At 71.7% G+C, this 23,511-nt stretch carries 21 protein-coding genes and 1 tRNA gene; 6 read left to right on the top strand and 16 right to left on the bottom strand.

What is annotated here, in order from left to right; genetic code table 11:
* The first annotated feature begins 591 nt into the window (after positions 1–591).
* Positions 592–666 (top strand) — tRNA-Val (locus NLX85_RS17980).
* A gap of 44 nt (positions 667–710) precedes the next feature.
* Here NLX85_RS17980 and NLX85_RS17975 read toward each other — a convergent pair.
* Complete coding sequence (locus NLX85_RS17975; protein ID WP_254336569.1) at positions 711–3,395, bottom strand: LuxR family transcriptional regulator; 2,685 nt, start codon at positions 3,393–3,395, stop codon at positions 711–713.
* 97 nt (positions 3,396–3,492) lie between these two features.
* On the opposite strand from NLX85_RS17975, the gene NLX85_RS17970 reads away from it, so the two are divergent.
* Positions 3,493–3,906 (top strand): hypothetical protein, encoded by a 414-nt coding sequence (locus tag NLX85_RS17970; RefSeq protein ID WP_254336567.1) that lies wholly within the window; start codon positions 3,493–3,495, stop codon positions 3,904–3,906.
* Between the two features lie 832 nt (positions 3,907–4,738).
* Here NLX85_RS17970 and NLX85_RS17965 read toward each other — a convergent pair.
* Positions 4,739–5,080 carry a hypothetical protein gene (locus NLX85_RS17965; RefSeq protein WP_254336565.1) on the bottom strand — a complete coding sequence of 114 codons (342 nt, stop codon included), beginning with the start codon at positions 5,078–5,080 and terminating at the stop codon, positions 4,739–4,741.
* Between the two features lie 334 nt (positions 5,081–5,414).
* On the opposite strand from NLX85_RS17965, the gene NLX85_RS17960 reads away from it, so the two are divergent.
* Together NLX85_RS17960 and NLX85_RS17955 are read left to right on the top strand one after the other, a co-directional pair.
* Positions 5,415–5,615, top strand: a complete 201-nt coding sequence (locus NLX85_RS17960; protein WP_254336563.1) for a hypothetical protein — start codon at positions 5,415–5,417, stop codon at positions 5,613–5,615.
* A 209-nt stretch (positions 5,616–5,824) separates the two neighbouring features.
* Positions 5,825–8,830, top strand: a complete 3,006-nt coding sequence (locus tag NLX85_RS17955; RefSeq protein ID WP_374628103.1) for a family 16 glycoside hydrolase — start codon at positions 5,825–5,827, stop codon at positions 8,828–8,830.
* A 270-nt stretch (positions 8,831–9,100) separates the two neighbouring features.
* Here NLX85_RS17955 and NLX85_RS17950 read toward each other — a convergent pair whose 3' ends face one another.
* From NLX85_RS17950 to NLX85_RS17920, 7 genes are all read right to left on the bottom strand, one after another.
* Positions 9,101–9,373, bottom strand: coding sequence for a hypothetical protein (locus NLX85_RS17950; RefSeq protein ID WP_254336559.1), 273 nt, complete (start codon positions 9,371–9,373; stop codon positions 9,101–9,103).
* A gap of 79 nt (positions 9,374–9,452) precedes the next feature.
* The gene (locus tag NLX85_RS17945; RefSeq protein ID WP_254336557.1) at positions 9,453–9,974 is read right to left on the bottom strand and encodes a hypothetical protein; all 522 of its coding nucleotides are present in this window, start codon (positions 9,972–9,974) and stop codon (positions 9,453–9,455) included.
* A gap of 68 nt (positions 9,975–10,042) precedes the next feature.
* The gene (locus tag NLX85_RS17940) at positions 10,043–10,585 is read right to left on the bottom strand and encodes a DUF3085 domain-containing protein (RefSeq protein WP_254336555.1); all 543 of its coding nucleotides are present in this window, start codon (positions 10,583–10,585) and stop codon (positions 10,043–10,045) included.
* A 453-nt stretch (positions 10,586–11,038) separates the two neighbouring features.
* Positions 11,039–12,028, bottom strand: coding sequence for a DUF4192 domain-containing protein (locus NLX85_RS17935; protein WP_254336553.1), 990 nt, complete (start codon positions 12,026–12,028; stop codon positions 11,039–11,041).
* Positions 12,029–12,237: 209 nt separating this feature from the next.
* A complete protein-coding gene (locus NLX85_RS17930; protein WP_254336551.1) occupies positions 12,238–13,833 on the bottom strand; it encodes a VWA domain-containing protein in 1,596 nt (531 codons plus the stop codon).
* Positions 13,834–13,851: 18 nt separating this feature from the next.
* Positions 13,852–14,976, bottom strand: coding sequence for an AAA family ATPase (locus NLX85_RS17925; protein WP_254336549.1), 1,125 nt, complete (start codon positions 14,974–14,976; stop codon positions 13,852–13,854).
* Positions 14,977–15,226: 250 nt separating this feature from the next.
* Complete coding sequence (locus NLX85_RS17920; protein WP_254336547.1) at positions 15,227–15,529, bottom strand: hypothetical protein; 303 nt, start codon at positions 15,527–15,529, stop codon at positions 15,227–15,229.
* Between the two features lie 169 nt (positions 15,530–15,698).
* Here NLX85_RS17920 and NLX85_RS17915 point away from each other — a divergent pair, with 169 nt between their 5' ends.
* A complete protein-coding gene (locus NLX85_RS17915; protein WP_254336545.1) occupies positions 15,699–16,724 on the top strand; it encodes a hypothetical protein in 1,026 nt (341 codons plus the stop codon).
* Positions 16,725–16,739: 15 nt separating this feature from the next.
* Here NLX85_RS17915 and NLX85_RS17910 read toward each other — a convergent pair whose 3' ends face one another.
* Positions 16,740–17,810 carry a DUF4314 domain-containing protein gene (locus NLX85_RS17910; protein ID WP_254336543.1) on the bottom strand — a complete coding sequence of 357 codons (1,071 nt, stop codon included), beginning with the start codon at positions 17,808–17,810 and terminating at the stop codon, positions 16,740–16,742.
* Between the two features lie 227 nt (positions 17,811–18,037).
* Here NLX85_RS17910 and NLX85_RS17905 point away from each other — a divergent pair, with 227 nt between their 5' ends.
* Positions 18,038–18,811 (top strand): inositol monophosphatase family protein, encoded by a 774-nt coding sequence (locus tag NLX85_RS17905; RefSeq protein ID WP_254336540.1) that lies wholly within the window; start codon positions 18,038–18,040, stop codon positions 18,809–18,811.
* A gap of 69 nt (positions 18,812–18,880) precedes the next feature.
* Here NLX85_RS17905 and NLX85_RS17900 read toward each other — a convergent pair whose 3' ends face one another.
* The 6 genes from NLX85_RS17900 to NLX85_RS17875 all read right to left on the bottom strand — a co-directional run bounded on the left by NLX85_RS17900 (position 18,881) and on the right by NLX85_RS17875 (position 23,388).
* Positions 18,881–20,083 (bottom strand): C40 family peptidase, encoded by a 1,203-nt coding sequence (locus NLX85_RS17900; RefSeq protein ID WP_254336538.1) that lies wholly within the window; start codon positions 20,081–20,083, stop codon positions 18,881–18,883.
* Positions 20,080–20,598, bottom strand: coding sequence for a hypothetical protein (locus tag NLX85_RS17895; RefSeq protein ID WP_254336536.1), 519 nt, complete (start codon positions 20,596–20,598; stop codon positions 20,080–20,082). Before NLX85_RS17895 ends, NLX85_RS17900 begins: the two co-directional genes overlap by 4 nt.
* A 198-nt stretch (positions 20,599–20,796) precedes the next feature.
* On the bottom strand, positions 20,797–21,060 hold the full coding sequence (locus NLX85_RS17890; RefSeq protein ID WP_254336534.1) for a hypothetical protein: 264 nt from the start codon (positions 21,058–21,060) through the stop codon (positions 20,797–20,799).
* Positions 21,057–21,638, bottom strand: coding sequence for a hypothetical protein (locus tag NLX85_RS17885; RefSeq protein ID WP_254336532.1), 582 nt, complete (start codon positions 21,636–21,638; stop codon positions 21,057–21,059). The genes NLX85_RS17890 and NLX85_RS17885 overlap by 4 nt, the downstream gene beginning before the upstream one ends.
* Before the next feature lie 218 nt (positions 21,639–21,856).
* On the bottom strand, positions 21,857–22,495 hold the full coding sequence (locus NLX85_RS17880; protein WP_254336530.1) for a diguanylate cyclase domain-containing protein: 639 nt from the start codon (positions 22,493–22,495) through the stop codon (positions 21,857–21,859).
* 89 nt (positions 22,496–22,584) lie between these two features.
* Positions 22,585–23,388, bottom strand: a complete 804-nt coding sequence (locus NLX85_RS17875) for a MarR family winged helix-turn-helix transcriptional regulator (protein WP_254336528.1) — start codon at positions 23,386–23,388, stop codon at positions 22,585–22,587.
* Positions 23,389–23,511 lie beyond the last annotated feature (123 nt).

Raw genomic sequence — 23,511 nt, 5'->3', positions numbered from 1 at the left:
TGCCTCCCCCGGAAGTCCTGACCCAGACGCCGGTTGCCTGGGGCAACATCCGCTTGACCGGCCCACCGTCCGACGATGAGCCACCCGCTCCGTACCCCGACCGGTCTAGCCGCGGGCGCACGTGCCACACCCGGAAGAGCCACCGCCGGTGCGCGAAGGCGGCGTCCACTTCGATCGCAGCCAGCACGGTCGGCTCACCCGGCACCTAGCGCAGGGTGGATTGGCGAGGCTGACGGTCTCCCCGCCAGCGAGTGCCTCGGTCGCCACGCGCACCCGGAACTTCTGCGAGCCGCGCTGGCTGGGTTCGTACCGGCCGTCAAGCCGCTTCACTACCACCCCCCGATTCCAGTCGCCGTGTACCGGTCAGCCAATCGCCTACCTCGTCCAGGTCGGTGACCTGCGGTGTGAGGGTCAGCTGCGAGGGCGTCCTCGAGCAGCGCCGCCCGCCGGGCCCGTCGCTCGAACAGCTGTGCGTTGATAACGGCGTGGCCGCCGCAATCGGCCACCTTGCCAAAGTGAGGGTCGCGGGTTCGAATCCCGTCGTCCGCTCGCGGCCGCCTGCCCCGGCCCTGCCGGGTCGGCGGGCACCACGGGCGATTGGCGCAGTGGGAGCGCGCTTCCATGACAGGGAAGAAGTCACCGGTTCAAACCCGGTATTGCCCACCAGGAACATCGGCCCGGACGCCGCCCGCTCCCGCGGGCGGCCGTCGTCACTCGGCGGCCGCGACCCCGGCCAGCGTCGCCAGCTGAGCCCGCGACGTGATGCCCAGCTTGGGGAACGCCTTGTAGAGGTGGTAGCCCACCGTCCGTGGGCTGAGGAAGAGTTGGGCGGCGATGTGCCGGTTGGAGGCGCCGGCGGCCGCCAGCCGCACGACCTCGCGTTCCTGCGCGGTGAGCACGCTGAGCGGGTCGCCGGCCCGGCGCGGCGCAGCCGGGACATCCCCGGTCGCGCGCAGCTCGGTGCGGGCCCGCCGGGCCCACGACTCCGCGCCCAGCCCGTCGAAGGCCTCCAGAGCGGCGCGCAGCTGCGTGCGGGCATCCGCCCGCCTCCGGGCCCGTCGCAGCCACTCGCCGTAGGCGAGTCGCGTCCTCGCCTGCTCGTACGGCTGGTCGTCGCCGTCGTGGGCGCGGACGGCGGCAACGAAGTGCGCCTCGTCCTGGTCGACCAGGGCCCGGCAGCGCAGGGCGACCGCGTCCGAGGCCGGTTGACGGACATGCCGCGCCCAGGTCACGTAGCGCTCCAGCGGCTCGCCGGCCCGCCCGGGCCGGCCACTGCGGACCGCCGCCTCGACGAGATCGGCGGCGGCGAGCGCCCCGAACCCGTTCGGCGGGATCCGTTCCAACTGCTCCAGAGCGGCGTCCGCGTTCCCCAGCCCGAGTTCGAGCCGGCCGAGCGCCCAGCGTCCGAGGGTCGCCGCGAGGACCAGCTTGCGGTCGTCGGCCCGCCGGACGCCCTCCTCGGCCCTCGCGCGGCACCCCGCCACGTCCTCCTGGTGCGCGAGCACCCAAGCGAGGCAGCAGGTGAGGTGGATGACCCGGTGCTCGTGACCCAGGTCTGTCGCCAGCCGCAGCCCCGCCTCGAGGGTCGCCCTCGCCTCCCCGTAACGGCCCTGAAGCCCCTGCGCGAACCCCTGGTCCTGAAGGGCGAACGCCAGCCAGCCGATCATCCCGCTCCTGCGGCAGTCCGCCACGACCCGCCCGGTGAGCTCCTCGCAGAGGGCCGCGCGGCCCGTCGCGAGGGCGGCGCCGGCGGTGAAGGTCAGCCCCGGAACGCCCAGCCCGGCTAGCCCGGACGGGTCCAGCGCATCGCCGGTGAGCGGCAGCCCACCCGCGAGGTCGCCGGCCAGCAGCCGGGCCAGCCCGACCGCCTGGCCGACCAGCGGCGAACCGGTCGCCGGCAGCTCGTCGAGCGCTGTCGCCGCCTGTCCGGCCAGCCGCGCGTCGCCGGCGAACCAGGCGCAGCGGACCGCCTCCACCAGCAGCCAGGTCGCCTGCTCGGGGTCGCGCGCCGCCACCCGGGGGGCGGCGTCGAGGATGATCCGGCCGGCGGCCAGCGGGGTGCCCAGCTCGACCTCACGGTGGGCGCGGACCTGGGTCAACGCCACGATCATCGCCGGGTCGTCCACGTCGGGCGTGGCGCTTGCGGCGAGCGCGGCGGCGCGGTCGGTCAAACCGGCGTCGCTCGCGGCCAGCGCCGCCGCGGCCAGCCGGGCGGATCGGCGTACCGGATCGACGGTGAGCTCGGCGGCCCGCTGGTAGGCAGCCGCCACCGCGGCGTGGCCGCCTCGGGTACGGGCCCGGCCCGCGGCCTCCTCCAGCTGCCGCGCGACGCCCTCATCGGGACCGAGCGCGGCGGCGGCCAAGTGCCAGATGCGCCGGTCGGCGGCGTCGGGCGAGGTCGAGCTGGTCAACGCGTCGGCGAGCGCCCGGTGTACGGCGAGGCGTCGGCTCACCGACGCGCTCTGGTACGCGGCCGCCCGGATGAGGGGATGACGGAAACCGACGGCCGTCCCGTTGATCCCGATCAGCCGGCTGCGCTCGGCGGCTTCCAGACCGTCGAGCGGAGCGCCGGCGGCGACCAGCGTCGCGAGTTCGCCGGAACCTTCCGCCGCCGCGACCAAAAGCGCGGTGCGCGCGGCCTCGGGCAGCGCGGCCATCTGCGCGAGGAAGGCCTCCTGGATCCGCTCCGCCACCGGCATCGCCCCCACCGGCGACAGCCGCCCAGTCCGCTGTTCGGGAGTCAGCGCGGCCGGCAGCTCGATGAGCGCCAGCGGGTTGCCGGCCGACTCCTGGACGAGGCGCTCGCGGACCTGCGGCGGAAGATCGGCGGGGAGCAGGGCGGCGGCCGCCGTGTCGTCGAGCCCGGCGAGACGGTGTTCGGGAAGGCCGGTGACCGGCAGGTCCGAACGGGCGGCGAAGATCATGGCGACGCCCTCGGCCCCGAGCCGGCGCGCCGCGAACACCAGGGCGTCGACGGACGCCGCGTCGCACCATTGCATGTCGTCCACGAGGCAGAGCAGCCCGCCGTCCCCGGCCAGCTCGGACAGGAGGCTGAGGGTGGCCAGGCCCACCAGGAACCGGCTCTCCGGTGGCGCGTCGCGCAGCCCCAAGGCGGCGCCGAGCGCCCTCACCTGCGCGTCGGGCAGCGCGTGGATCCGGTCGAGCCCGGTCCGCAGGAGCAGGTGCAGTGCGGCGAACGGCAACGCCGCCTCGGACTCGATGCCGACACCGCGCACCACCCGCATGCCGGTCGCCCGCAGCGCGGCGTACTCCAGCAGCACCGACTTGCCGATCCCCGCCGGACCCCGCAGAACCAGGGCGCCGCTGCGACCTTCCCGGGCACCGTCCACCAGCCGGTCGATCTCCGCCTGTTCCTCGGCCCGCCCGTGCAACACGACTGGCAACCTACCGTCACGATGACGGATTCGGCACGGCCGCCAGCTCCGTAGCTTCGTGATCAGACGCACGTCAGCACCACGAAGGGAATTCGAGATGGCCACCATCGCCAGCACCGTCCGGACCGCCGACGACGCCAAGCTGCTCCGCTTCGCCCTCAAGCAGGACGCGATCGGCTCAGGCGCCAACGGCGTCGTCTACCTCGCCGCCGCGGCGATCTTCGGCCGGCTGTTCGGCCTTCCCGCCGGTCTTCTCTACCCCGTAGGCGCCTTCCTGGTCGCCTTCGCGGCCGCCCTGCTCTTCCTCGCGTCGAGGCCGACAGTGAGCCGACCCGCCGTGGCAGTCGTGATCGCCGTCAACATCGCCTGGGTCGCCGCGAGCGTCGAGCTGCTCGTCGCCGGCTGGTTCCCGTTGACCACCCTCGGCGTCGCGCTCGTGATCGCGCAGGCGGTGGTGGTCGCCGGATTCGCCGCCCTCCAGATCACCGGCCTGCGCCGGACCGCCCTCTGATCCGTGCGGATCCCCGGGTGCCCCGTCCGGGCGGAGCGGGCACCCGGGGACCCAACTGGCCGGCCTATCCGGTCGGCGCACCGTTCAGTGACCTCATGAGACACCGTCGTCCCGGTCGCGTCGGGCGCTTCTTCGCGCGCCGCTCAAGACGTATCCGGAGCTGCCTCGATTCGCGCAGACCCCCGTGGTGCGGTGACCGACCATAGCCAGAGGCGCAACGGTTGGCGGGCACCAGGGTAGCCGAACAACGTGGAACCGGACCGCTGGCGATTGGGCTCCGCGCCCAGCGCCCTGGGCGGCGAGGCGTGCCGAGCCGTTGACTCTTGAAGAACGATCCCCGAGATGCGACTCTCACTCGCTATGAGCCGCAAAGGGCACGGGCGCCCACGTCAGCCGAGCGACGAAATCGCGGAACGACGCGAACGACGCGATGCACGGATCCGAGCCGAGCGCATTGAGTTCGCGATGGCGGAGATGGAGGACAAGCCGCCGACCGACGACATCGAATTCGGACCCGGTCGTGACACGCGTGCATGGCGCGGAGGATCGCCCGGGCTCGGACGAGGCCGGTGACCTGCCCGATGTGGCGCTGGGGAACTCGGAGCAGCCCTGCTGGTGTCGGCAATGATGTCCGCACTGGTAATGCGGGTTCGACCGCGACGACAGCCTCTGCCTCATCAGCGTGCCCAGGCTGGTCGTGCTGCTTGGACTGGCCCACCCCGGCGTGACCAATGCGCTGGCGATGCTGCGAGGCGGCGATAGCCCTGGGTGGCAGGCGAAGCGGGTCTCGTAGTTCAACGGCGGTCAACTCCTGCCGCGGGTCTGGTCCGGCTCAGTGTGGCGGGTCGACCTCTACAAAGCCGAACAGCCGTTCGATCAGTTGCAGCGCTTGGGTGCGGTAGCGGTCTGCGAAGCCGCGACAGATCGCCGGCTTGGCCTCTGGCTGCCGGTAGTGCGGCAGCGTGTCATGGCAGACGATGAAGGATTCGCGCTGGCGGGCTTCGGTAACGAGGTCGCGCAACCGGCCGGGGCCGAGGTGCATCCGGTTGCCAGGAGCGAAGATGCAGGTGTCGCACTGCCGTGACAACAGCCTTGACTTGCCGAGGACCGGGTCGCCGACGCTGATTTCAGCGTCGCCGTCGCGCTCGACGTCGGGTTCCGGAACGCGTTCCATGATGTTTCCCTTCCCACGATGGCGAGGGCGCCGCCGTAGGGCGGCGCCCGTTGCGGAAGTAGCTGGGGTTGAGGTGTCTAGGCCGGTGCGCGATCGGCCCTAAGGGACGGCATTTCCAGGTGCCGCACGGACTGCTCGCGCGTCAGGGAGATGGTCAGCCCTGGTTGCCTCCTTCGACGGGCTCGGCTCGTGGGTCCGCCGCCACTGGCCAGCGGCGTGGGGTGCGGCTGTCGGGTTCGCCAGTGGCGGCGGCCGGGAGCATTGACGCTCGACTTTTCAGCTCGATCAAGTCGTCACCTCGTCGGCCGCGGCTCTTGCCGTGATGGGTCCTCGCGTGAGGAAGCAGTCCGGTGCCGCCGGGTCGTCGTGGCAGCAGTCATCGACGCAGCGGTCGCAGTGGGCCGGCCGGCCGCTGTGCTGGCAGCGCATCGGCCCGCAGACCTACGTCGAACTCGACGGCTGCCACCGGATCATCCTGGTCGACCCTCCGGGTGCCCGATCATCGCGCAGGGCGGTGCCGCGCTGGCCGAGCTGATCGACAAGCCCCGACCTCACGGCGGTTCGACACCCACCCCGGAGGGGCCCGCTTCCATTCGGAAATTCAAAAGTTGAATCGTATCGATCTAAAGATTAGCGTGTGGCTCATCGATCTTTTGTGCTGTGAGATCGAAGACGCCGGTCCAAGGGAGGAGAGCCGCACCGATCCTCCCGGCCGGGCCCCCACCACTCGCACCAGGAGGAACCATGACCGCACCGAACGGCCGGCGTCGACGCCGGAGAGCCGCGCTCGCGGCCGCAGGTGCCGCTTTGGCGACCCTGCTCGCTGCCGTCCCCGTCACCCCGTCCGCGGCGGCGCCCGTCAAAGCCGACGTCCCGCCCCAGGAACCCGGCGTCACCCTGCGCTCATACGACATGGGCGCACCACTGTCGGCGCTGTGCACCCTCAAACCCGCACAGACTCCGAACGTCGACAAGCTGATGCCGCAGATCAACTGGACCAGCACCGACGAGTTCGGCCTGTCCGACCGGTTTATCAGCCACGCCATCGCCAACCTCACCGTGCCCACCGACGGGGAGTACACGTTCCGCCTCACCAGCGACGACGGGTCGCGGCTGACGATCGACGACAAGCTCGTCGTCGACCACGACGGCCTGCACGGCGAAACCTCCAAGGAAGGGTCGCTCACCCTGACCGCCGGCCTGCACCCATTGTTCGTCGAGTTCTTCGAGAACGGCGGCGGCCAGGTGCTCCGGCTGGAGTGGAGTCCCCCGGGCGCGAGCGGATTCGAACTCGTGCCGACCTCCGCGTTGAGCACCGAGGCCGACGTCGTACGCGTCACCGCCCCGGGATGGAAGTACTGCGAGGGAGCGACCGACTCGGCGGGAGACGGCCTTCCCCTGGATCGGGTGCACCCCGGCTACACGCTCACCGACCTGCGCCCCGAAGGCTTCAAGCCGCAGGTCACCGGCATGGCCTTCCTGCCCGACGGCGACCTGGTGATCTCGACATGGGGCGGCACCGACAACGCGACCGGCGAGGTCTACCTGGTCGAGGGCGTCACCGGCAAGACCGGCCCCGAACAGGTCACCTACCGCAAGTTCGCTCAAGGTCTGCGCGAACCGCAGGGAGTGACGGTGGTCGACGGCACCGTCTACGTCAGCCAGAAGCACGAGCTGACCGCCCTGCGCGACACCGACGGCGACGGCGCCGCCGATGACTACCGGACGGTGGCAACCTGGCCGTGGGGCGGCAACTTCCACGAGTTCGCGTTCGGCCTGCTCTACCGGGACGGGTACTTCTATCTCAACCTGTCAGTCGCCATCAACCTCGGTGGCGCCACCACCGTGCCCCAGCCGGCGAGCAACCGCGGCACGTCGATCAAGGTGAACGCCGCGACCGGCGAGATCACGTACGTCGCCGGCGGCCTGCGCACCCCCAACGGCATCGGCTGGGGACCGCGCGGCGAGGTCCTCGTCACCGACAACCAGGGGGGCTGGCTACCCGCGAACAAGCTGGTCCAGATCAAGCAAGGGGCGTTCTACAACCACTACACCACCCCCGCGGGCCCGTACGACGACAAGGCGGTGACCCGTCCCATCGTCTGGCTGCCACAGAACGAGATCGCCAACTCGCCGTCCACGCCGGTGCTGCTGAAGCAGGGGCCGTACGCGGGGCAGCTGGTCGTCGGTGACGTGACCTACGGCGGCCTGCAGCGGGTCTTCCTGGAAGAGATCGAGGGGCAGTACCAGGGCGCCGTGTTCCGGCACACGCAGGGCCTGGAGTCCGGCATCAACGAGGTGGCCCTCGGCCCCGACGGCGCGCTCTACGTCGGCGGCCTGGGCGCCGGCGGCAACTGGGGCCAGGAGGGCAAGTTCACCTACGGCCTGCAGAAGCTGACGCCCAACGGCACCTCGGTCTTCGAGGTCAAGCAGATGCGCGCGTCGCATGTCGGATTCGAGCTGGAGTACACCGAGCCGCTGTCTGCCGAGACCGCGCAGCAGCTCGCCGACGCGTACCAGGTGGAGCAGTGGCGCTACGGCGCCACGAGCCAGTACGGCGGTCCGAAGCTCGAGCTGGAGACGCTCAAGGTGGCCAAGGCCGAGCTGTCGGCCGACGGCCGCACGGTCGAGCTGCAGATCCCGGGCCTGAAGGAGAACCGCGTGGTGCACGTGCGCTCCCCGCGTCCGTTCTCCTCCGCCGGCGGCAAGGAGCTGTGGAACACTGAGGCCTGGTACACGCTCAACGAGATCCCGGGCCGCGTGGTGCAACCGCAGACATTCTTCGAGGCCGAAGAGGGCCGAACGGTCGCGGTCGGTATGGCCACCGACCACGCCGCCTACTCCGGCGCGGGCTTCGCCGCCGGGTTCACCGAGAACGGCTCGTCGACCCGGATTTCCGTCGACGTCGGCGAGAGCGGCAGCTACGACCTGGCGATGCGCTACAGCAACGGCCCGAACCCCTACTCCGGGCAGAAACAGCTGAGTCTGTACGTCAACGGCGAACGCGTCGAGCAGACGGTCTTCCCCTCAACCGTGACCTGGGAGGAATGGGGGACGGTCACCACCACCGTGCCGCTGAACAAGGGGCGCAACATGGTCGAGTACCGCAAGGAGGCCGCGGACTCCGGACACGTGAATCTCGACGTGCTCGCGGTGCGGCCGCACGGCAAGCGCATCACGCTGTTCAACGGACGCGAGCTCACCGAATGGCAACACACCGACGGACGCGAACCGACCTGGACCGTTGCCGACGGCGCCATGACGGTGCGCAACGGGGACCTGCGCACGTTGCAGGCCTTCGGGGACTTCCGCCTGCACCTCGAGTTCAACCTGCCGCTGTACCCGCCGGACGTGACCGGCCAGGCGCGCGCCAACAGCGGCGTGTTCCTGCAGGACCGCTACGAGATCCAGATACTGGACTCGTTCGGCATCGACCCGCCCCAGAAGAACGACGCCGCGGCCATCTACAACCAGAAGGCCCCCGACGTGAACGCGGCGCTGCCGCCCGAGACCTGGCAGACGTACGACATCGTCTACCGGCAGGCCCGCTACGACGCGGCCGGCAAGAAGCTCGAGAACCCGCGCGTCACGGTGGTCTGGAACGGCGTGAAGGTGCAGGACGACGTCGAGATCCTCGGCCCGACCGGCAGCAGCCGGCCCGAAGGCCCGGCGACGGGTGCCATCCGGCTGCAGGATCACGGCAACCCGGTCCAGTACCGCAGCATCTGGATCGAGCCCCTGGACCTGTAGGTTCGCCAGCGATCAGAACGCGGGCGGTCGGGTACCGGTTCGCCGGCCCGGCCGCCCGCGGCCTCGACGGCCCGACAGCTTGTGCCCTGGCCCAACGGAGGTGGTCGTGGCAATAACGGTTGGCAAGGCGTCCCAATGACCTCTGGAGACTTCACGCCGGCGACCGGCCCGTCGATCACCGCGGCCGCCACGCGCCTCTCTCGATATCCAAGGTCAGCGCCCCGCATCCGCGTCCTCAAGCGGCGCCTCTCCGACGTCGTCTACCAAGCCCTACGCGCCGACCTCGTCACCCGCCAACCAGTCGCCGCTTGACAGAGGAGCAATCCCCACTCCCGGCGGATCGGGCCGGGCCGCGACCTGGCAGGCGCGGTGGGCGTCGAGTGCCGGCGGGCACGGATAGGCCAGGCCGGTACACCGCAGATTGGCGGAGCGGCCCGGCTGGTCGGGCTGTGCATGGTGAGCTGCGGCGACGTCGGTGGCGAGCAGCCACAGCAGGACGTCGGTGACGGCGCGGGGCACGGCGTGGCGGTGCGGCAGCTGCACGCTTGTTGCCTCCTTCGGCGGGATCGGCTCCTCGTTCGCTGTTGCGAGGAGATTGCCTCGGTGCGGCGCGCCGTGGCGCTCACCCCAGCTCGGCCGGTTCGTCGACGGCAGGGTCCAGGTCGCCGGGGTCAGCGTCGTCGCGTTCGCTGCCGTCCCACTCAATCCGCGCTCCCACCTCTGCGGCGTTGAGGGCGGTTTCGGCGGCGGCTTCGGCGGTGTCGAAGGCGTCCTCGCGGCCGGTGGCGGTGACCTCGATGAGGATCGGCAGGGTGAGGCGGACCTGCCAGCGGCGGGGCAGCGCCGGCAGGTCCAGCGCGCTCAGTACCCGGTCGGCGGCGTCGGCGTCGATGTCGTGGGTGCTGGCGGCCTCGCGCAGTGATCGCCACACCTCGCGGCGGAAGCGGGCCAGTGCGTACGGGTCGGCGGTGTGCGGTTGGGCCTGCGGCGGGGTGTGTGGGCTGTGCAGATGAGCGTGGATCTGGGCGGTGGTGTGGGTGAGCCATCCCAGTGGTGCGGGTTGGCCCGGGTGGAACATGTTCCAGGCGTCGAGTAGGACGGATTCCAGGGTCGGTGGTGACGTCGTCGTCTCAGGCGTGGTCATCGGAGGTTCCTCCTCGGGAACGGGAAGGGTCCCGCCGCCCTGGCGGGCGGCGGGACCGTCGGGTGATGTCAGGACTGGCGGCGGATCCGGGTGACCCGGACCTCGTAGGTGTCGGAGCGCACGGTCAGGCGCAGCCACGAATAGCCGGCGGCCGCGGCGGTGCGCAGGGTGGTGATCAGCGGGGTGGGCTGGTCGGTGAGGTGCAGGTGCTCGGCGAAGTCGTCGCCGCCGAGATCCGGGTCGCGGCGGTGGCCGTCGGTGTCGGGGTTCCAACCGTGTGCGTAGACGACGAGGCTGCTGCCGGGCCGGTTCGGATCCTCGAGGCGCGGCAGGCCGCTGGACATCAGGTAGACGCCGTGGTCGTGGACCCACACGAGCGCACCGGGGCAGGCGATGCCGTCTTCGTGCTCGGTGAACGAGGGTGCCTGGTCGGTGGCTGCGACGGCGTGCTCAGCCAGCCGTAGCGTCTGTGTCAGGTCGAAATAGAGATGCAGGGCCATGGGTGGGTGTGCCCCTTTCTGGGCGTGGGTGTGGTCGGCAAGGCACCGGCATGCGAGGTCGGCCCGCGGGCGGTGGCGGTGCTGGGTCCGCGGCGTGCGGATCACGGCCACGCGGTGAACGTCGCCGTGGTGGGCCGTTCAAGGCGTCGCATCGCAGCTGGTACGCCCGCGCTCAGCGGTGCTGGGATTGGGAACCAACACCAGGTCAGCCGGCGTGGCTGAGAAACTCACGGACGCGGTGACGAGCTGTGGTGGCCTTGTCGTGGCGAGCGAGGGCTGTGGTCAGCGCGTGCGCGATGTGCTCGAGCCGTTCCCCGCAGCGACAGTTTCGGGCCGCAGCTGGTGTGGGGGTTGCTGAGTACGCCGGTGGCGCCGGTCAGGGCGATGATCTGCCCACCAGCGGCGGTGATGGTGCGCGCTCCGGCGAGCAGCGCGTTTACCTCGTCGGGCGATGGGCGCAGGCGTCGGGGAGCTGGTCCGGGTTTGGGGGTGTAGCCGCGTGGTCGTGCAGGAGCCCGGATACGGCGTCGAGGAAGGGCGGTATCGAAGCGTTTCTCCTGCGGCTCAGAACGGAGGGTGACCGATGTGCGGCCAGCCATCCAGCACGGACGGGGGGAGCCCGGCGCGTAGCGCTTGGTCGATCACGTGCGCGAGGCTGTAATCGGGGTCGGCGGCGAGAGCACGGTCTACGGCGACGGACGCGAGGGCGCCTTCGCCGCATCGCCAGGCGGTGAAGGCGAGCAGGCTGGCCGGTGCTGCGGCGAGGGGCGGGTGGGCGCGGCGGGTGATGTCGGTCCACATGGGCACCTGCCAGTCGTCGCTGGCCTGCCAGGCGGCGTCGCGGATCACCGGGTCGGACAGCAGGACGGTCAGCCAGGCGAGCTCGTCGTCGTGGAGGACCTGTTCGTCGCGGTAGCGGGCGAATGCGGCGGTCACTGCGTCGACGCCTGCGCGGACGAGGCCGTCGTGTCCGGCCGCGGCGAGCAGCGCGCGGCGGCGGGCGCGGGCCCCGACGGTGGCGCGGGTGACGGCGACGCGGGCGGCCCCGCTGGTGGGGGCGATGCTGGCGACGAGCGCCGCCCGATCGGGCAGGGCTCGGCAGCCGGCGACGATGGCGTGCATCGTGACGTCGCTGCGGTGCGGGTCGTAGGGCGTCCCGTCGGTGGGGCAGCAGGCGGGGTCCTGGCAGAGGTAGGAGAAGTAGCGGCCGTCGGTGACCCGCAGGGCGTCGAGGATGTCGAGGCCTGCGGCGGTGAGGCGTGGGGTCATGGCGTCCATGACCGGGGTGACGGCGGTGGCGGGCCCGTAGCCGATCACGATGACGCGGGTGGCGGCGGCGTGGCGCAGCAGCCGGATCTGCGAGCGGGCCATGCCGCCGATCCAGGCGGCGACGTGGGAGGGTTCGGGGAGGTCGGCGCGGCCTGCGACGGCGACTCGGGTGCCGGCGACGCCGACGGTGACGAGGCTGTCGGTGGGGTGGAACCCGAGCAGGTACGGCACGGCGGTGAGCAGGTCGGCGGGTGAGCCGACCGGTAGCCGGTTGAAGTCGGTCATGGTGTCTCCTGTCGTTAGGTGAGGTGAAGTCGGGCAGGGTCGATCGGCCGCGCCAGGGCGCGCGGATTCGCGCCGGTATCCGGCAACGGCGTCGAGAGGTGCGGGATGGATCGGCGGCCCGCTGGTTGGCCTGGCGAGGCATGGCGGCGTCCGGGGCCTGCGGGCGGTGGGCTGTTCGACGTGGCGCCTGTCTGGGCTGCCCGGAGGTGTCAGGCGCGCTCGAGGGCGGTGACCGTGGCGTCCGCGATGTGTCCGATGGCCTGCACGGGATCGGTCACAGCGAGGGTGGTGGTGTCGGTGAAGGTGTGCCCGGGCAGCTCGGCGGGGCGCAGCCACAGCACGGCGCAGCCGGCCCGGTGCAGGGTGGTGATCAGCCGTTGGGCGGGTTCGATGTCGGGGAGGTCGCCGTCGGAGACGACGGTGAGCATCCGCAACCGCCCGGGCTGACGCAGCTGCAGCAGCTCGTCGGCGAGTTTCACCGCGTCGGTGAACGCCGCGCTGCCGCCGTCGGCCCGCAGCTCGAGGACCTGCTGAGGGTGTTGGCGGGGTGGGACGAGCAGGGTGACGTCGCTACCGAAGGCGATAGTGGCGGTGACCGCCTGATTGGCGCGGGCGGCGTGGGCGAGGATCCACCCGGCCGACGACATCGGCGCCGCCCAGGGGTGCATGGAGAAGGAGGCGTCGACGATGACCCCGAGGTGCAGTGTCGGCTTCGGCGGCGGCACCTGAGCGCGGCGCTGCCACGGGGTCGCCGTCGGCACGGTCCCGGCGGCGATCTGTGCCTTCGCCGTGATGGCGTGGCGGGTGCGCAGCCGTCCGGGCGGCGCGAGACTGGGCCGGGTGTCAGGTTCGGGCTGGTGGGTGCGGGCGCGCCGTAGTCGGGCGGCGAGGGCGCGGGCGGCGGCGCGTTCGCCGTCGGTGGGGTCCCGCAGCGACCAGGTGGCAGGCGCGGAGAACCGGGCGTTGAGCTGCTGCGCCCGATACTGCGCGGGAGTTAGGCCCGTGGTGTGGGCGAGGTAGTCCGCCAGCGCCTGGGCGAGCACACCGGCGAACACGCCCGCGTCCACGGTGGGGGTGTCGGGTTGCCGGTGCGGGTCGATGCCGAGGATCTCGCACCACCGCCACGCCAGGCCGATCATCGCGTCGGCATCGGTGTCGTCGGTGGTGTGGGCTTGCCGCCACACGTCGCGCAGCTGCAGCAGCCGCTTGCGGCCGAGGATGGCGGTGACGGCGGCGCGGACACCCTTGATGTCTTTGGCGGTGATGATGCGGGCGTCGACCCGGGCCAGCAGCAGCCCGGCGAGCTGGCCTGCGTGCCAAACGTCGTCGACGGGGGCGTCGGCGGGACTGACCAGTGCCGTGACGGTGTGGCGCAGCCACCGCCGGTCCGTCCGTCGGCGGACGCGGTGCCGGTTTTCGATCCGGGATTCCTCGAGCAGTTCGGCGACGGCGGCGACGACGGGCGGAGTGCCGGGCGGGGTGCTCCATTGGCTGTGGACGGCGTGGGCGGCTTCGTGAACGAGCAGCCCGTAGGCGGTCGGAACAAGGCGTTTGTGGCCGGCGCGGCGGGGGTTCGCGACGTCGGCGGCGCCGATGTGAGTGGCGTCGACTTCGATACGGCCGGCCGCGGGGTAGAAGCAGGCCGGTGCGCCGCCGCCGGCGCCGGGGGCGACGGTGACGATGAGGTCGGTGCGGCCGGTCAGCACCGGGACGTGCCGGGTCCAGGCGTCGCTCCACTCCTGCCAAGCCGGGTCGCCACCAGTGGGCGCGGTCGGGCCGGGCTGCAGGTGGTGTGGTTGAGGCATCAGAACTCCTTCCAGGGGTTAGCGCTGCTTGCCGAGGGTCAGCGGGGTGATCTCGGTGCCGAAGTGCTGCCGCAGCGCGGCGAGGACCTGCTCCCGGTCCTCCTCAGGTGCGCGGCCGGCGAGATTGGCGGCTGCGGCGGGCAGGCCGAGGGTTTTGCGGACGCGGGCGAAGCCGAGCAGCTCGCGTAGCTGCGGCGCCCAGCTGATCCGCCCGGCGGCCAGGTCACCGTTGAGGGCGACGGCGGCGGCCACGGCGGGGGAGGGGACGCCGAGGTGGCGGGCGAGGGACCAGTCGGTGGTGACCTCGATGTGCACGTCGAACCGGGAGGCGAGCGCGTCGGTGAGGATCGCGCCGTGCACGCCCGGGTTATGGCCGGCGATGACGTAGAAGCCGTCGGCGGCGTCGACGCGTTCGTTGCGGTAGCCGGGGATGGTGATGACCCGCCGTCCGTCCATCGCGGGGTAGAGCACGGCGAGGACTTTCGGCGGGATGAGGGTGGCGTCGTCGACCAGCAACGCCCGCCCCTGCCGCATGGCGGTGACGAGGGGCCCGTAGACGAACTCGAAGCCGCCGTCGGGCAGGGGGATGAAGTTGCCGAGGAAGTCCTCCACGACGGTGTCGCCGGTGCCGGCGACGGTGAGCAGGTCGGGGAAGGCGGCCTCGACGAGGGCGGTCTTGCCGGTGCCGGGCGGGCCGTAGAGCAGCACCGGTATACGCTTTTCGCGTAGCCGGCGCAGTACGTCCACATCGGTCGCCCCCGCGAGCTTGCGCGGGAAGTAGAGGTCCCCGTTGGGGCGTGTGACCGGCTGCCGCCGACCCGCCCCGCGACGTCCTTGGCGGGGTGTACGCGGGGCGGGCGGTGGCATCGTCCCGGCGGCGTCGACACCGGCCTGCGTGATCTGGAAGCGGTGCGGGCCTGTGGTGTGGGTGGCGTATCCGGCCGCCGCCATCTTCTTCAACGCTTCGAACACCGCTCCCGTGGACGGGGCGGCGATCGCCGCGGTGAGTTCCCCGACCTTGAACACCTGATCGGGGTGCGCGGCGAGGTGGGCGGCGACCTGCCGGTAGAGGTAGCCGGGCCGTCGGCCGTCGGCTGTCTGCGGGGTGGGGTCGCTCGGGTGAGGTGGGGTTGCAGGGTCCATGCGGGTTCTCCTGTCATAGGGGCCCGCGCACCCGTCGCCGGGTGCGCGGGCAGCTGGTGCGGTATCCGCGCGGGGGAGACGGGCAGGTACTGGAACAGCCCCCTGGCAGGGGCCGATCAGCAACTCCGTGAGGTGCTCAAAGGGCAACCCAGGAAGGACTGCCGGGGGTGGTGTCGCCGCCACCGGCGGTGGGCGACGACAAGGAACGCACCCAATCCCGGATCGATCAAGTCGATCCGGCGGTGAGGGCCTACCTGCGGCGGAGGGTGACCTCGTGGTGGGGGCGGCGGGCGATGGTCACGGTCAGGCCGAAAACGCTGCCGTCGGACAGCTCCAGCCACACGCCGCGGTCGAGGGTCATGACGCCGGCGTCGCGGTAGACGCGGGCGGAAGTGACGGTCACCGGGGTGTCGTCGTCGTGGGTGAGCTGGGGCAGGTCGGCCTCGTCGCAGAGCTGATCCAGGTCGGCGCTGGTCAGCAGGCTCCGGACGAGGGCTTGGAGTATCTCCTCGTGGGCGTACTCGCCGAACTCGTCGGCAGGGTCATCGAACATGTTGATGCTCCTCGTTGTAGGTCGTGTCGCTTCATGTCGTCCGGCCGGCTGGAAGCCACGGAACGCTTGCGTGGTGGCGAGCGCGTCTCGGTATGCCGCCGCCGCGGGGGCGTCTGCCGCAGATCGAATCGGCTGGCGTAGGGGTGTGGTGAGGTGATGAGGTACCCGGGTGATGAGCGGGAAGGGTCGATGGCGCAAGAGGAAGCAGACGAGCCGGGCGCTGCCGAAGTGGGAGCTGGGCGAGGGTTGGCCGGTCCTGCGGGCTGACCCGCGTGACGCGCTCGTGTCGGCCTCCATCGGGCCTGCCGGTGAGCTGGTAGCGCTGTGGTCGACATCCGAGGACGAGGCGGCGCTGCGGTCGGTCACCACCCAACCCGGCTGGGCGACGTTCCCCGACCCAACGGCGGCCCGACCCGTGACCGCCCGAATGACCAGGCAGGCAGGGGACCTCGTCGACGTCACCGAGTTGCCCGGGTTGACGCTGGCCCACCCCTCAGTCCAGCCCCTGCCCGAGGGACGGGTACTGGTGGTCGGAGCCCGCTGCCGGTGGCGCAAGGACGGCCCGGACCGCAACGCCGTGATCTACGGCAGCGACGGACGCATCGAGGCGCAAGCGACGCTCGGTGACGGCATCGAACACGTCTTCACCACCACCTCCGGAGAGGTATGGGTGGGCTACTTCGACGAAGGCGTCTACGGAAACTACGGCTGGGGCGATGCAAACTCGGCGCCGCCGGTGGGCAGCAGCGGCCTGGTGCGGTTCTCACCACAGCTCGAGCCGACGTGGCGATTCCCGTCCCACGTGGACAACCAGTGGGGCGCCATCAGCGACTGCTACGCGCTCAACGTCAGCGACGAATCGGTCTGGACCTGCTACTACACCGACTATCCCATCGTGCAGATTCGTCATGACTCGGTCGCCGGCTGGCGCAATCACATCTCCGGGGCGAAGGCCCTGGCGGTCAGCGGCAACCGGGTTGGACTGCTCGGCGGGTACGCACCGCAGCAGGACCGCCTCGTTGTGGGTGAGCTGGCGGACCAGGCGATGCGAGTCGTCGGTGAGTACCGGCTGGTGCTGCCCGGCGGAGCCCCGCTCCCACCGCAGGCCACGGTGATAGGTCGCGGCCCGGTGCTGCACCTGATCACCGCCGAGCACTGGTACCGGCTGCCTCTGGACGAGCTCACCCGGGAATGAGCTGGGGAGACCGGGTCAGGTAGCCGCCGTCGCAGGCGGGCCAGGGAGGTCGCCGGCGATCCGGTCGCAGTCGTAGGGGTGTACCGCGATCCAGGTCCAGGCGCGGCCCATCACGGTGTACTGGCCGTCCACGTCTGGCGTGATGCGGTCGACGGCGTCCGGGTCGTCGTGCACCCGGCTCTCGTCGGCCACGATGACGTCGTCGTCAAAGCGCAGGCGGGCCAAGGACTCGTCGACCATCTGCTCCAGGCGCTCGCCGACGATCCCGTCGGCGGCGAGCTGCTGCCGGTAGCGGTCGCGGGCATCGTGCTGGTCGGCGACGATCGCCTCCGCCACCCGCCGGGTGCAGGTGAACACCGCCCACCCGTTCCACGTGTCGACCAGGGTCCCGGCGAACCCGACCGGGATGCGCAGCTGCCCGTGCTCGTTGGGCGTCCACGCCCAGTCGCCGGCGAACACGCCCGGCCCGCCCAGACGCACCCGGTCCGGGTACACATGGCTGAGGTCCCGGTCGTCGCCGTCGGGGTGCAGCACCACGCGGCACTGCCGGGCCGCCTCGGCTTCGGCGGCGGCGTCGTACCCGTCGCACCACGCCCACCGCGCCTGGTCACACCGCTGCGCGGTGAGCCGCTCCCATGCCGGCGCGCCAAACGGGGCGTGCTCGGCGTACCGGCCGGCGTCGTCGGCCAGCGTGTATCGGTCGGCGGCCGGCAGCCCGCCAATGTCCCGACCCGCTTCGATGGCGGTGAGGATCTCCCGCGCGGCCGCGACTACGTCGCCGCTGGCCCGCCCGCCGATGGTGTCCTGCGCCCACCATGCGGCGGCGCCCCGCCCGGCGGCCTGTCCGACCTCGTGCAGGGCTTTGAGCACCCGCTCCCAGCCGGCGTCAGGGAGGCGACGCACGCGGTCACCCGCGCCAAGCAGCATCGCCAGCCGGGAGCCGCTGTCCCACCGCACGTCCAGCACCTGCTGGCGCGGGTCGTAGCGGCGCACCGTGCCCTCGTCGCCCGGCCGCAGCCGGGTGTGCGGGTCGCTGGTGTGCTCGAGCGCGACGCGCTCGCCCGGTTGGTAGCTCACGGTCGCCATGGACGCTGTTGGTGAGTCGTTCATCGATGTCCCTTTCGTTTGTGCTGGTCAGAAGTGGTGGCGCTCCGGGAACGACCGGGACACGCCACGGCGGAACCGCCCGGACTCGCGGGCGGTTGGGGGTTGAAGCAACTCGCAGAGCGCTTGTGTGCGAACCAAACCCGTTCGGCGTTCTGCAGGCATGTGCCTGTCGGTTCGCCCTCGGGCGGCCGGGATAGGGTCGGGCCGTGCGTGCCCGAAATGAGCAGGACCTGAGCTTGGCGTTGGAGCTTGCCGAGCGCGCCGACCGGATCAATACCCGGTTCTTCCACACGGGCGCAGCCGTCACGGTCAAGGCCGATCGCAGCTTGGTGACGGAAGCTGATCTGAAGACGGAACGGGAACTCGCCGCGGTGTTGGCCGAGCGCCGGCCGGGAGACGCGATCGCCGCGGAGGAGCTGCATGGCGAGCAGATCCAAGAGGGTCGTTGCTGGACGATCGATCCGATCGACCACACAAACAACTTCGCTCGGGGTATGCCGCACTACGGAACATTGATCGCGCTGCTGGAAGACGCTCGGCCCGTCGTTGGTGTGGTTTCTGCGCCATCGCTGAAGCGCAGGTGGTGGGCTTCCCGCGGTGGTGGGGCTTTCGCCGACGGCCGACCTGTCCGTGTGTCAGGTGTGGATGCTTTGGCCGATGCTCACCTGAGCTTTGCCCAGTTGGAGGTGTGGAGCGGCCGCCAGCTGCTGGATCCCCTGGTAGGGCTGGTTTCGGAAGCGCGGTGGACTTTCGGATCAGGTGGCTTCCTGGCGCAAATGGCAGTGGCGGAAGGGAAGTTAGATGTCGCCCTCGACCCCACCGGGTATGTCTGGGACTTGGCGCCGAGCCAGATCATCGTGGAAGAGGCCGGCGGCAGGTTCAGCGACATCGACGGCTGTGCGGACCCTGCCCGTGGAACTGCGGTTGTGACCAACGGCCTGTTGCACGACCTCGTGCTTTCGCGCCTGACAGATGGCTGAGAACCGTCGTCATTGCAAGGTGTTGTGACGGTGCCCGTCGGATCGGTGGCCGGATGGTCGCGTCGCGGGTTAGGCCACGTATGGGTGGCTATCGCTTAGCGTGGCCCGTCCGCGTGGTTCTGGAAGTTGGTCGTCAGAGCGCGAGGCGGGTGTCCGGTCCCCGGCTGGGCGAGCGAGCCCACTGGGCGCGACGCGGCGCACCGCGGCCAGCTGCTCGATCCACGCGGCCAAGCGGCTGATCTTGACGACGTCGCCGCTGTGCGGGGCCTGCACGATCAGCCCTTGACCGAGATACATGCCGACGTGGCCGGGACGGGCCGCACTGCCGCGGCTGCCGGGGATGAACAGCAGGTCCCCGGGCCGCATGTCCCGGTAATCGATGACAGGCTGGCCCGCGTCGACCTGCTCGCTCGTGGTCCGCGGCAGGCCAACGCCAGCCGCCCGATACGCCTGCTGCACCAGGGACGAACAGTCGCATTGTCGGGCGGGAACACCGGAGTGAGGTGCGGTGCAGTCCCCGCCGAAGGTGTAGGGGGTGCCGAGCTGGGCCAGGGCCCAGCCGACCGCCGTCACCACCTGCGCCGGGGTGCCCGGCGGCAGCGCGAACCCTGCCGGTAGCGGCACCTGCTCGCTGCCGGGTTGGCCGTCGCCGCCGTCGAACAGGCACAGCGGATTGCTCATGGCCTGCTCCAGATCGGCGGCGACAGGCTCGGCGGGGGTGCCGCCGGTCAGGACGCGGACTAGGGCGATCGCGTCGTCCTCCCAGGGGGCGTAGGCGTTGGGGTAGGCGGATCGCTGCACCGCCTGGGCGGCGTCGGTCAGCGCCATGGCCTGCCAGCCGTCCACGGCCAGCAGCGCGTGATAGAACCTCCCGGCCGCGTAGCGCGGCTCCCGCAGTTGGGAAGGTGTGCCCCAGCCCTGCGACGGGCGCTGCTGGAACAGCCCCACCGAGTCGCGGTCGCCGACGGGCAGGTTGCGCAGGGTCGACTCCTGCATGGCGGTGGCCAGCGCGATGACCCAGCCCCGAGGCGGAACCGTCAGCTGCGCGCCGACGGCGACGATCACGGAGGCGTTGGCCACCTGGTCGCTGCTCCACCCGGCGGCGCCGGCCGCGGGCGGAGACACGGCGATGGTGGACCCGGCGCTGATGGCGCCGTAGCAGGCAGCCGAGGCGGTGCCGCCGTCGGTGAACAGCGCGCCGATCCCGCCCGCGCACAGCACCACCACCGCGACCACCCCACCGGCGAGGGCGGCGAGGGCGCGGGCGTTCACCGCGCCGCTCCCGCCGTCGCTGCCGTGCGTCCAGGCTCTGCCATGCACCGGTTCGCGGCGGCGGGCCCGGGCAGACACCCGGACAGGGGGTAGCAGGCGATGAGGCTGCCGTCGTCGGTGTGCACGGCGACAGTGGCGGTGTCCGGGTCGAGCAGGTAGATCCATGCGACGTCGAGGTGCTGGGCGTGACTCAACGGGAACACGGTGAGCGGTTCCAGCACGTCCACCGTCCCGTCGGCACAGGTGAGGGCCAGGGTCATGCCAACGCCCGGCACCGTGTGCTGGCCGGCGAACCCGGAGTGGGTAGCGGCGGTGATGTCCGGGTCGAGGTACTCCCAGTCGCAGGCAAGGATCGCGGTGATCAACGCGCGAGTGTCGTAGTGGGCATGCCCGGCCCAGATCGCGGCCAGGCTGGGCAGGATGACGCTCGGGTGGCCGTCGCAGAGCACAAATCGGGCGTGCGCGAGGCGCGGGCGGTCGGGTTCGGTGACGCCGACGTAGCAGTGGCTGCTCACGGGACAGGACTCCTTCAGCGAGAGGCGAATGACATGGGGTGCGCCTGCCCGCATTGCGGCGGGCGGGCGCATTCGGGTGGTGGGGGAGGCCCGGACAGGCCTGCCGCGGCTGGCGCGAGCACTGCTCGCGCGTGGCGACGTCCGCCGGTATGGCCATGCCGGGCGCGTGGAATGGGTGAAGCTGGTGGCGCCGTCCGGTCAGGGCTCGTCGTGGTCAGGGCGGGGCGGCCAGGTGGCGGGCCGGGGGCGCCAGCCGAAGATCGGGTCGGTGGTCTCGACGGATCCGCAGCGGGTGCAGCGGGTGTAGGTGTCCTCGCCGTAGCCGGCCATGGACGGCACCTCGTCGGAGACGACCTGGTCGACCGCGCCGCAGACCCGGCACCGGATGGACGCGCCGTCGGGCCCGCACACGGCGAAGATCGGCTCGTCGGGGTCGGTGTCAGGCGGCAGCTGCCCGGTCATGCCGTGCCCCCCGACGTGTTCCAGTGGGGGTGGCGGGCGGTGGCGGCGATCAGCGCGGCGAGTCCGGGCTGGGTGGCAGGGGTGTCGTCCGGGTCGGGGATGTCGTCGACGACCAGCGCCGGGTGGTCCTCACCCAGGTAGTGGGTGAGTTGGTAGACGCGGCCATCGGTGTCGACGGCGTCGATGCGGCGGACCTGACTCGGCTGGCCGTCGTGGGTGAGGATGTCGTCGTAGCAGGCGGCCCAGGCCAGCAGCCGCACGTCGGGCTGCGTCGCGCGGATCAGCCGGACGATGGCGTCGAGGGTGGCCGGGTAGGGTGCCGCCGCCCCCGGCTCGTCGAGGCTGGCGGCGAGGCGGTGCAGCAGTGCGGGCAGCCCGGCCGGGTCGGTGAGCAGGTCGTCGCGGTGCAGCGGGAACTCCACGCTGCGCATCTGGCGTACCGTCGGCCCGTCGGTGATCAGGGGGCGGTCGTGGATGAGCAGCAGCGTCACGGGCCGGCCCCAGTCCAGCGCGTCGGCGTCGGCGTTGACGGCCAGCAGGCATCCGGCGAGGGTGTGGACAGCGGCGAAGGACAACACAGGGATCTCCTTGTCATGGGGGCAGGAAAAGGGGAGGACCCCGCAGCCAGCGGCTGCGGGGTCCTCGGCATCAGGAACGGGCCGACTTGTGGGCGGGGGACTGGTGGGCGGCGCGGCCGGCGCAGACCCGGGGCAGCCGACCGCAGCGGTCCGGCATCGGTGGGCGCGGCGCCCGGTGCCCATTTCTGCCAGCGATGTGCGGGCCGGGCGCCCGGTGGTCAGCGGTAGTGGCGGTCGCGGCTCCGCCGGCCATCTGGGGCGGTGCGGGGATGGTGCTCGCACACTCCGCCACCGGAGCGCTTGGCCTGATACATGGCCGTGTCGGCTTCGGCGAGCAGCTGTCGGGGGCTGGTGTGCCGGTTGCCGCTGTGGGTGTGGCCGACCGAGGCGGCCACCCGGAGGTTGCCGTTGACCACGCGGATCGGGGCGGCGGCGATGACCTGCCAGGCGGCATGGGCCACGGCGGCCGTGTCGTCCCGGTCGCCGGAGACGAGCAGGGCGAACTCGTCGCCGGAGAGCCGGGCCGCGACCTGCACCGGTGCCGGCAGGCCGGCCAGGAGTCGTGCGATCCGCTCGAGCAGATCGTTGCCGGCGTCGTGGCCGAGGGTGTCGTTGACAGTCTTGAACCGGTCCAGGTCGAGCAGGACGACTCCGACTGGGGTGCGGTCGGCGAGCGCGGCACGCAGCCGGGTGAGGAACAGCCGCCGGTTGGGCAGGTCGGTGATGTCATCGTGGGTGGCCTGGTAGCGGGCCGTCTGCAGGGCTTGCTGCTGCCGCCAGAGCAGGGCTCCGGCGAAGGCGAGGCCGGCGAGGATGCCGCCGGTGGCGGTAGCGATCGTGTTCAGGGTGGGAGACACTCGGGACGCTCCTTGTACGTGAAGGAGCACCGGGGGCGGGCGGGAGGCGCCAACTTCGACGCCCGCCCTCGGGCTGCCGGACAGGTGGACTACTCGCCGCCGTTGGCGGGGGCGAGCTGGAAGGTGGCGGGGCGCTCGACGGTCTGCACCGCCTTGCCGGAGGCGACGAGCTTGATGGCCGCGTTGGCGACCGCACCGGCGCTGGCCTTGGCCGCGCCCGTGCCGGCGTTCGCGGCGTCGATGAGCTTGCACAGCTCGCCGGTCCTGTAGGCCCGATCGGGGTGCGCTTCGAGGATGTCCAGGACCGCCCCGCGCAACGACCCGCCCCTACGGCGCGCCGCCGCCGAACGGCCCTCGCCGCGCGGCCCGTCGCCGCTGTCGTGACTGCCTGCCGGCGCCTGGCACGCCGGGTCGGTGGGCTTGTCCGCAACGTTGCCGGCGGTGGACTCCCCGGCGTGCGGTGCGTCCAGCTCGGGCTGCTGCTGGGAGGCAGTGTCGCTGCTGGACGGTCCGGTGGTGTCGGCTGCGGCCGGCGGGTCGGCGTCACCGGGCTGGAGCTGCGCCTCGGCGGCCTCAAGCTGGGCGGCGGGAGGGTCGCTGGTCTCGGGTTCGGCGGCCGGTGCGGGTGCGTCGGTCGGAGCTGGCTGCGGGCTGGCGGCGGTGGCGGCGCGGCCGGCGTCGGTGAGCCGCCACAGGGTGCGGCCGTCGCCGGTGCGGAACCGCTCAGCCTGCCCGGAGCCTTCCCAGGCGCGCAGCTTCGGAGTGGTGGTGGAGTAGCCAAGTCCGGCGTGCTCGGCGACTTCGGCGGCGGTGGCTTGGCCGAGTTCCGCCAGCGCCGCGAGGACCTTGAACGCGCTGTGCGCGGGAGGGCTTTCCGTGTGTGTTTCGGTCATGCCAGTTGTCCTTTCATCGTTCGATTCGGGTCGAGGTCCGCGCGCTGATCCACGCTTGGAAGGCGGCGGTGATCAAGTGCATGGACCGCATCTCGGGATAGGCCAGAGGGCCTGGTTCGGCGC

The sequence above is a fragment of the Micromonospora sp. A3M-1-15 genome (assembly GCF_024213425.1).
In the GTDB taxonomy this organism is placed as follows: domain Bacteria; phylum Actinomycetota; class Actinomycetes; order Mycobacteriales; family Micromonosporaceae; genus Micromonospora; species Micromonospora chersina.
The sequence above is the reverse complement of the archived record's forward strand: the minus strand, read 5'-3'. Positions and strand labels throughout refer to the sequence as shown.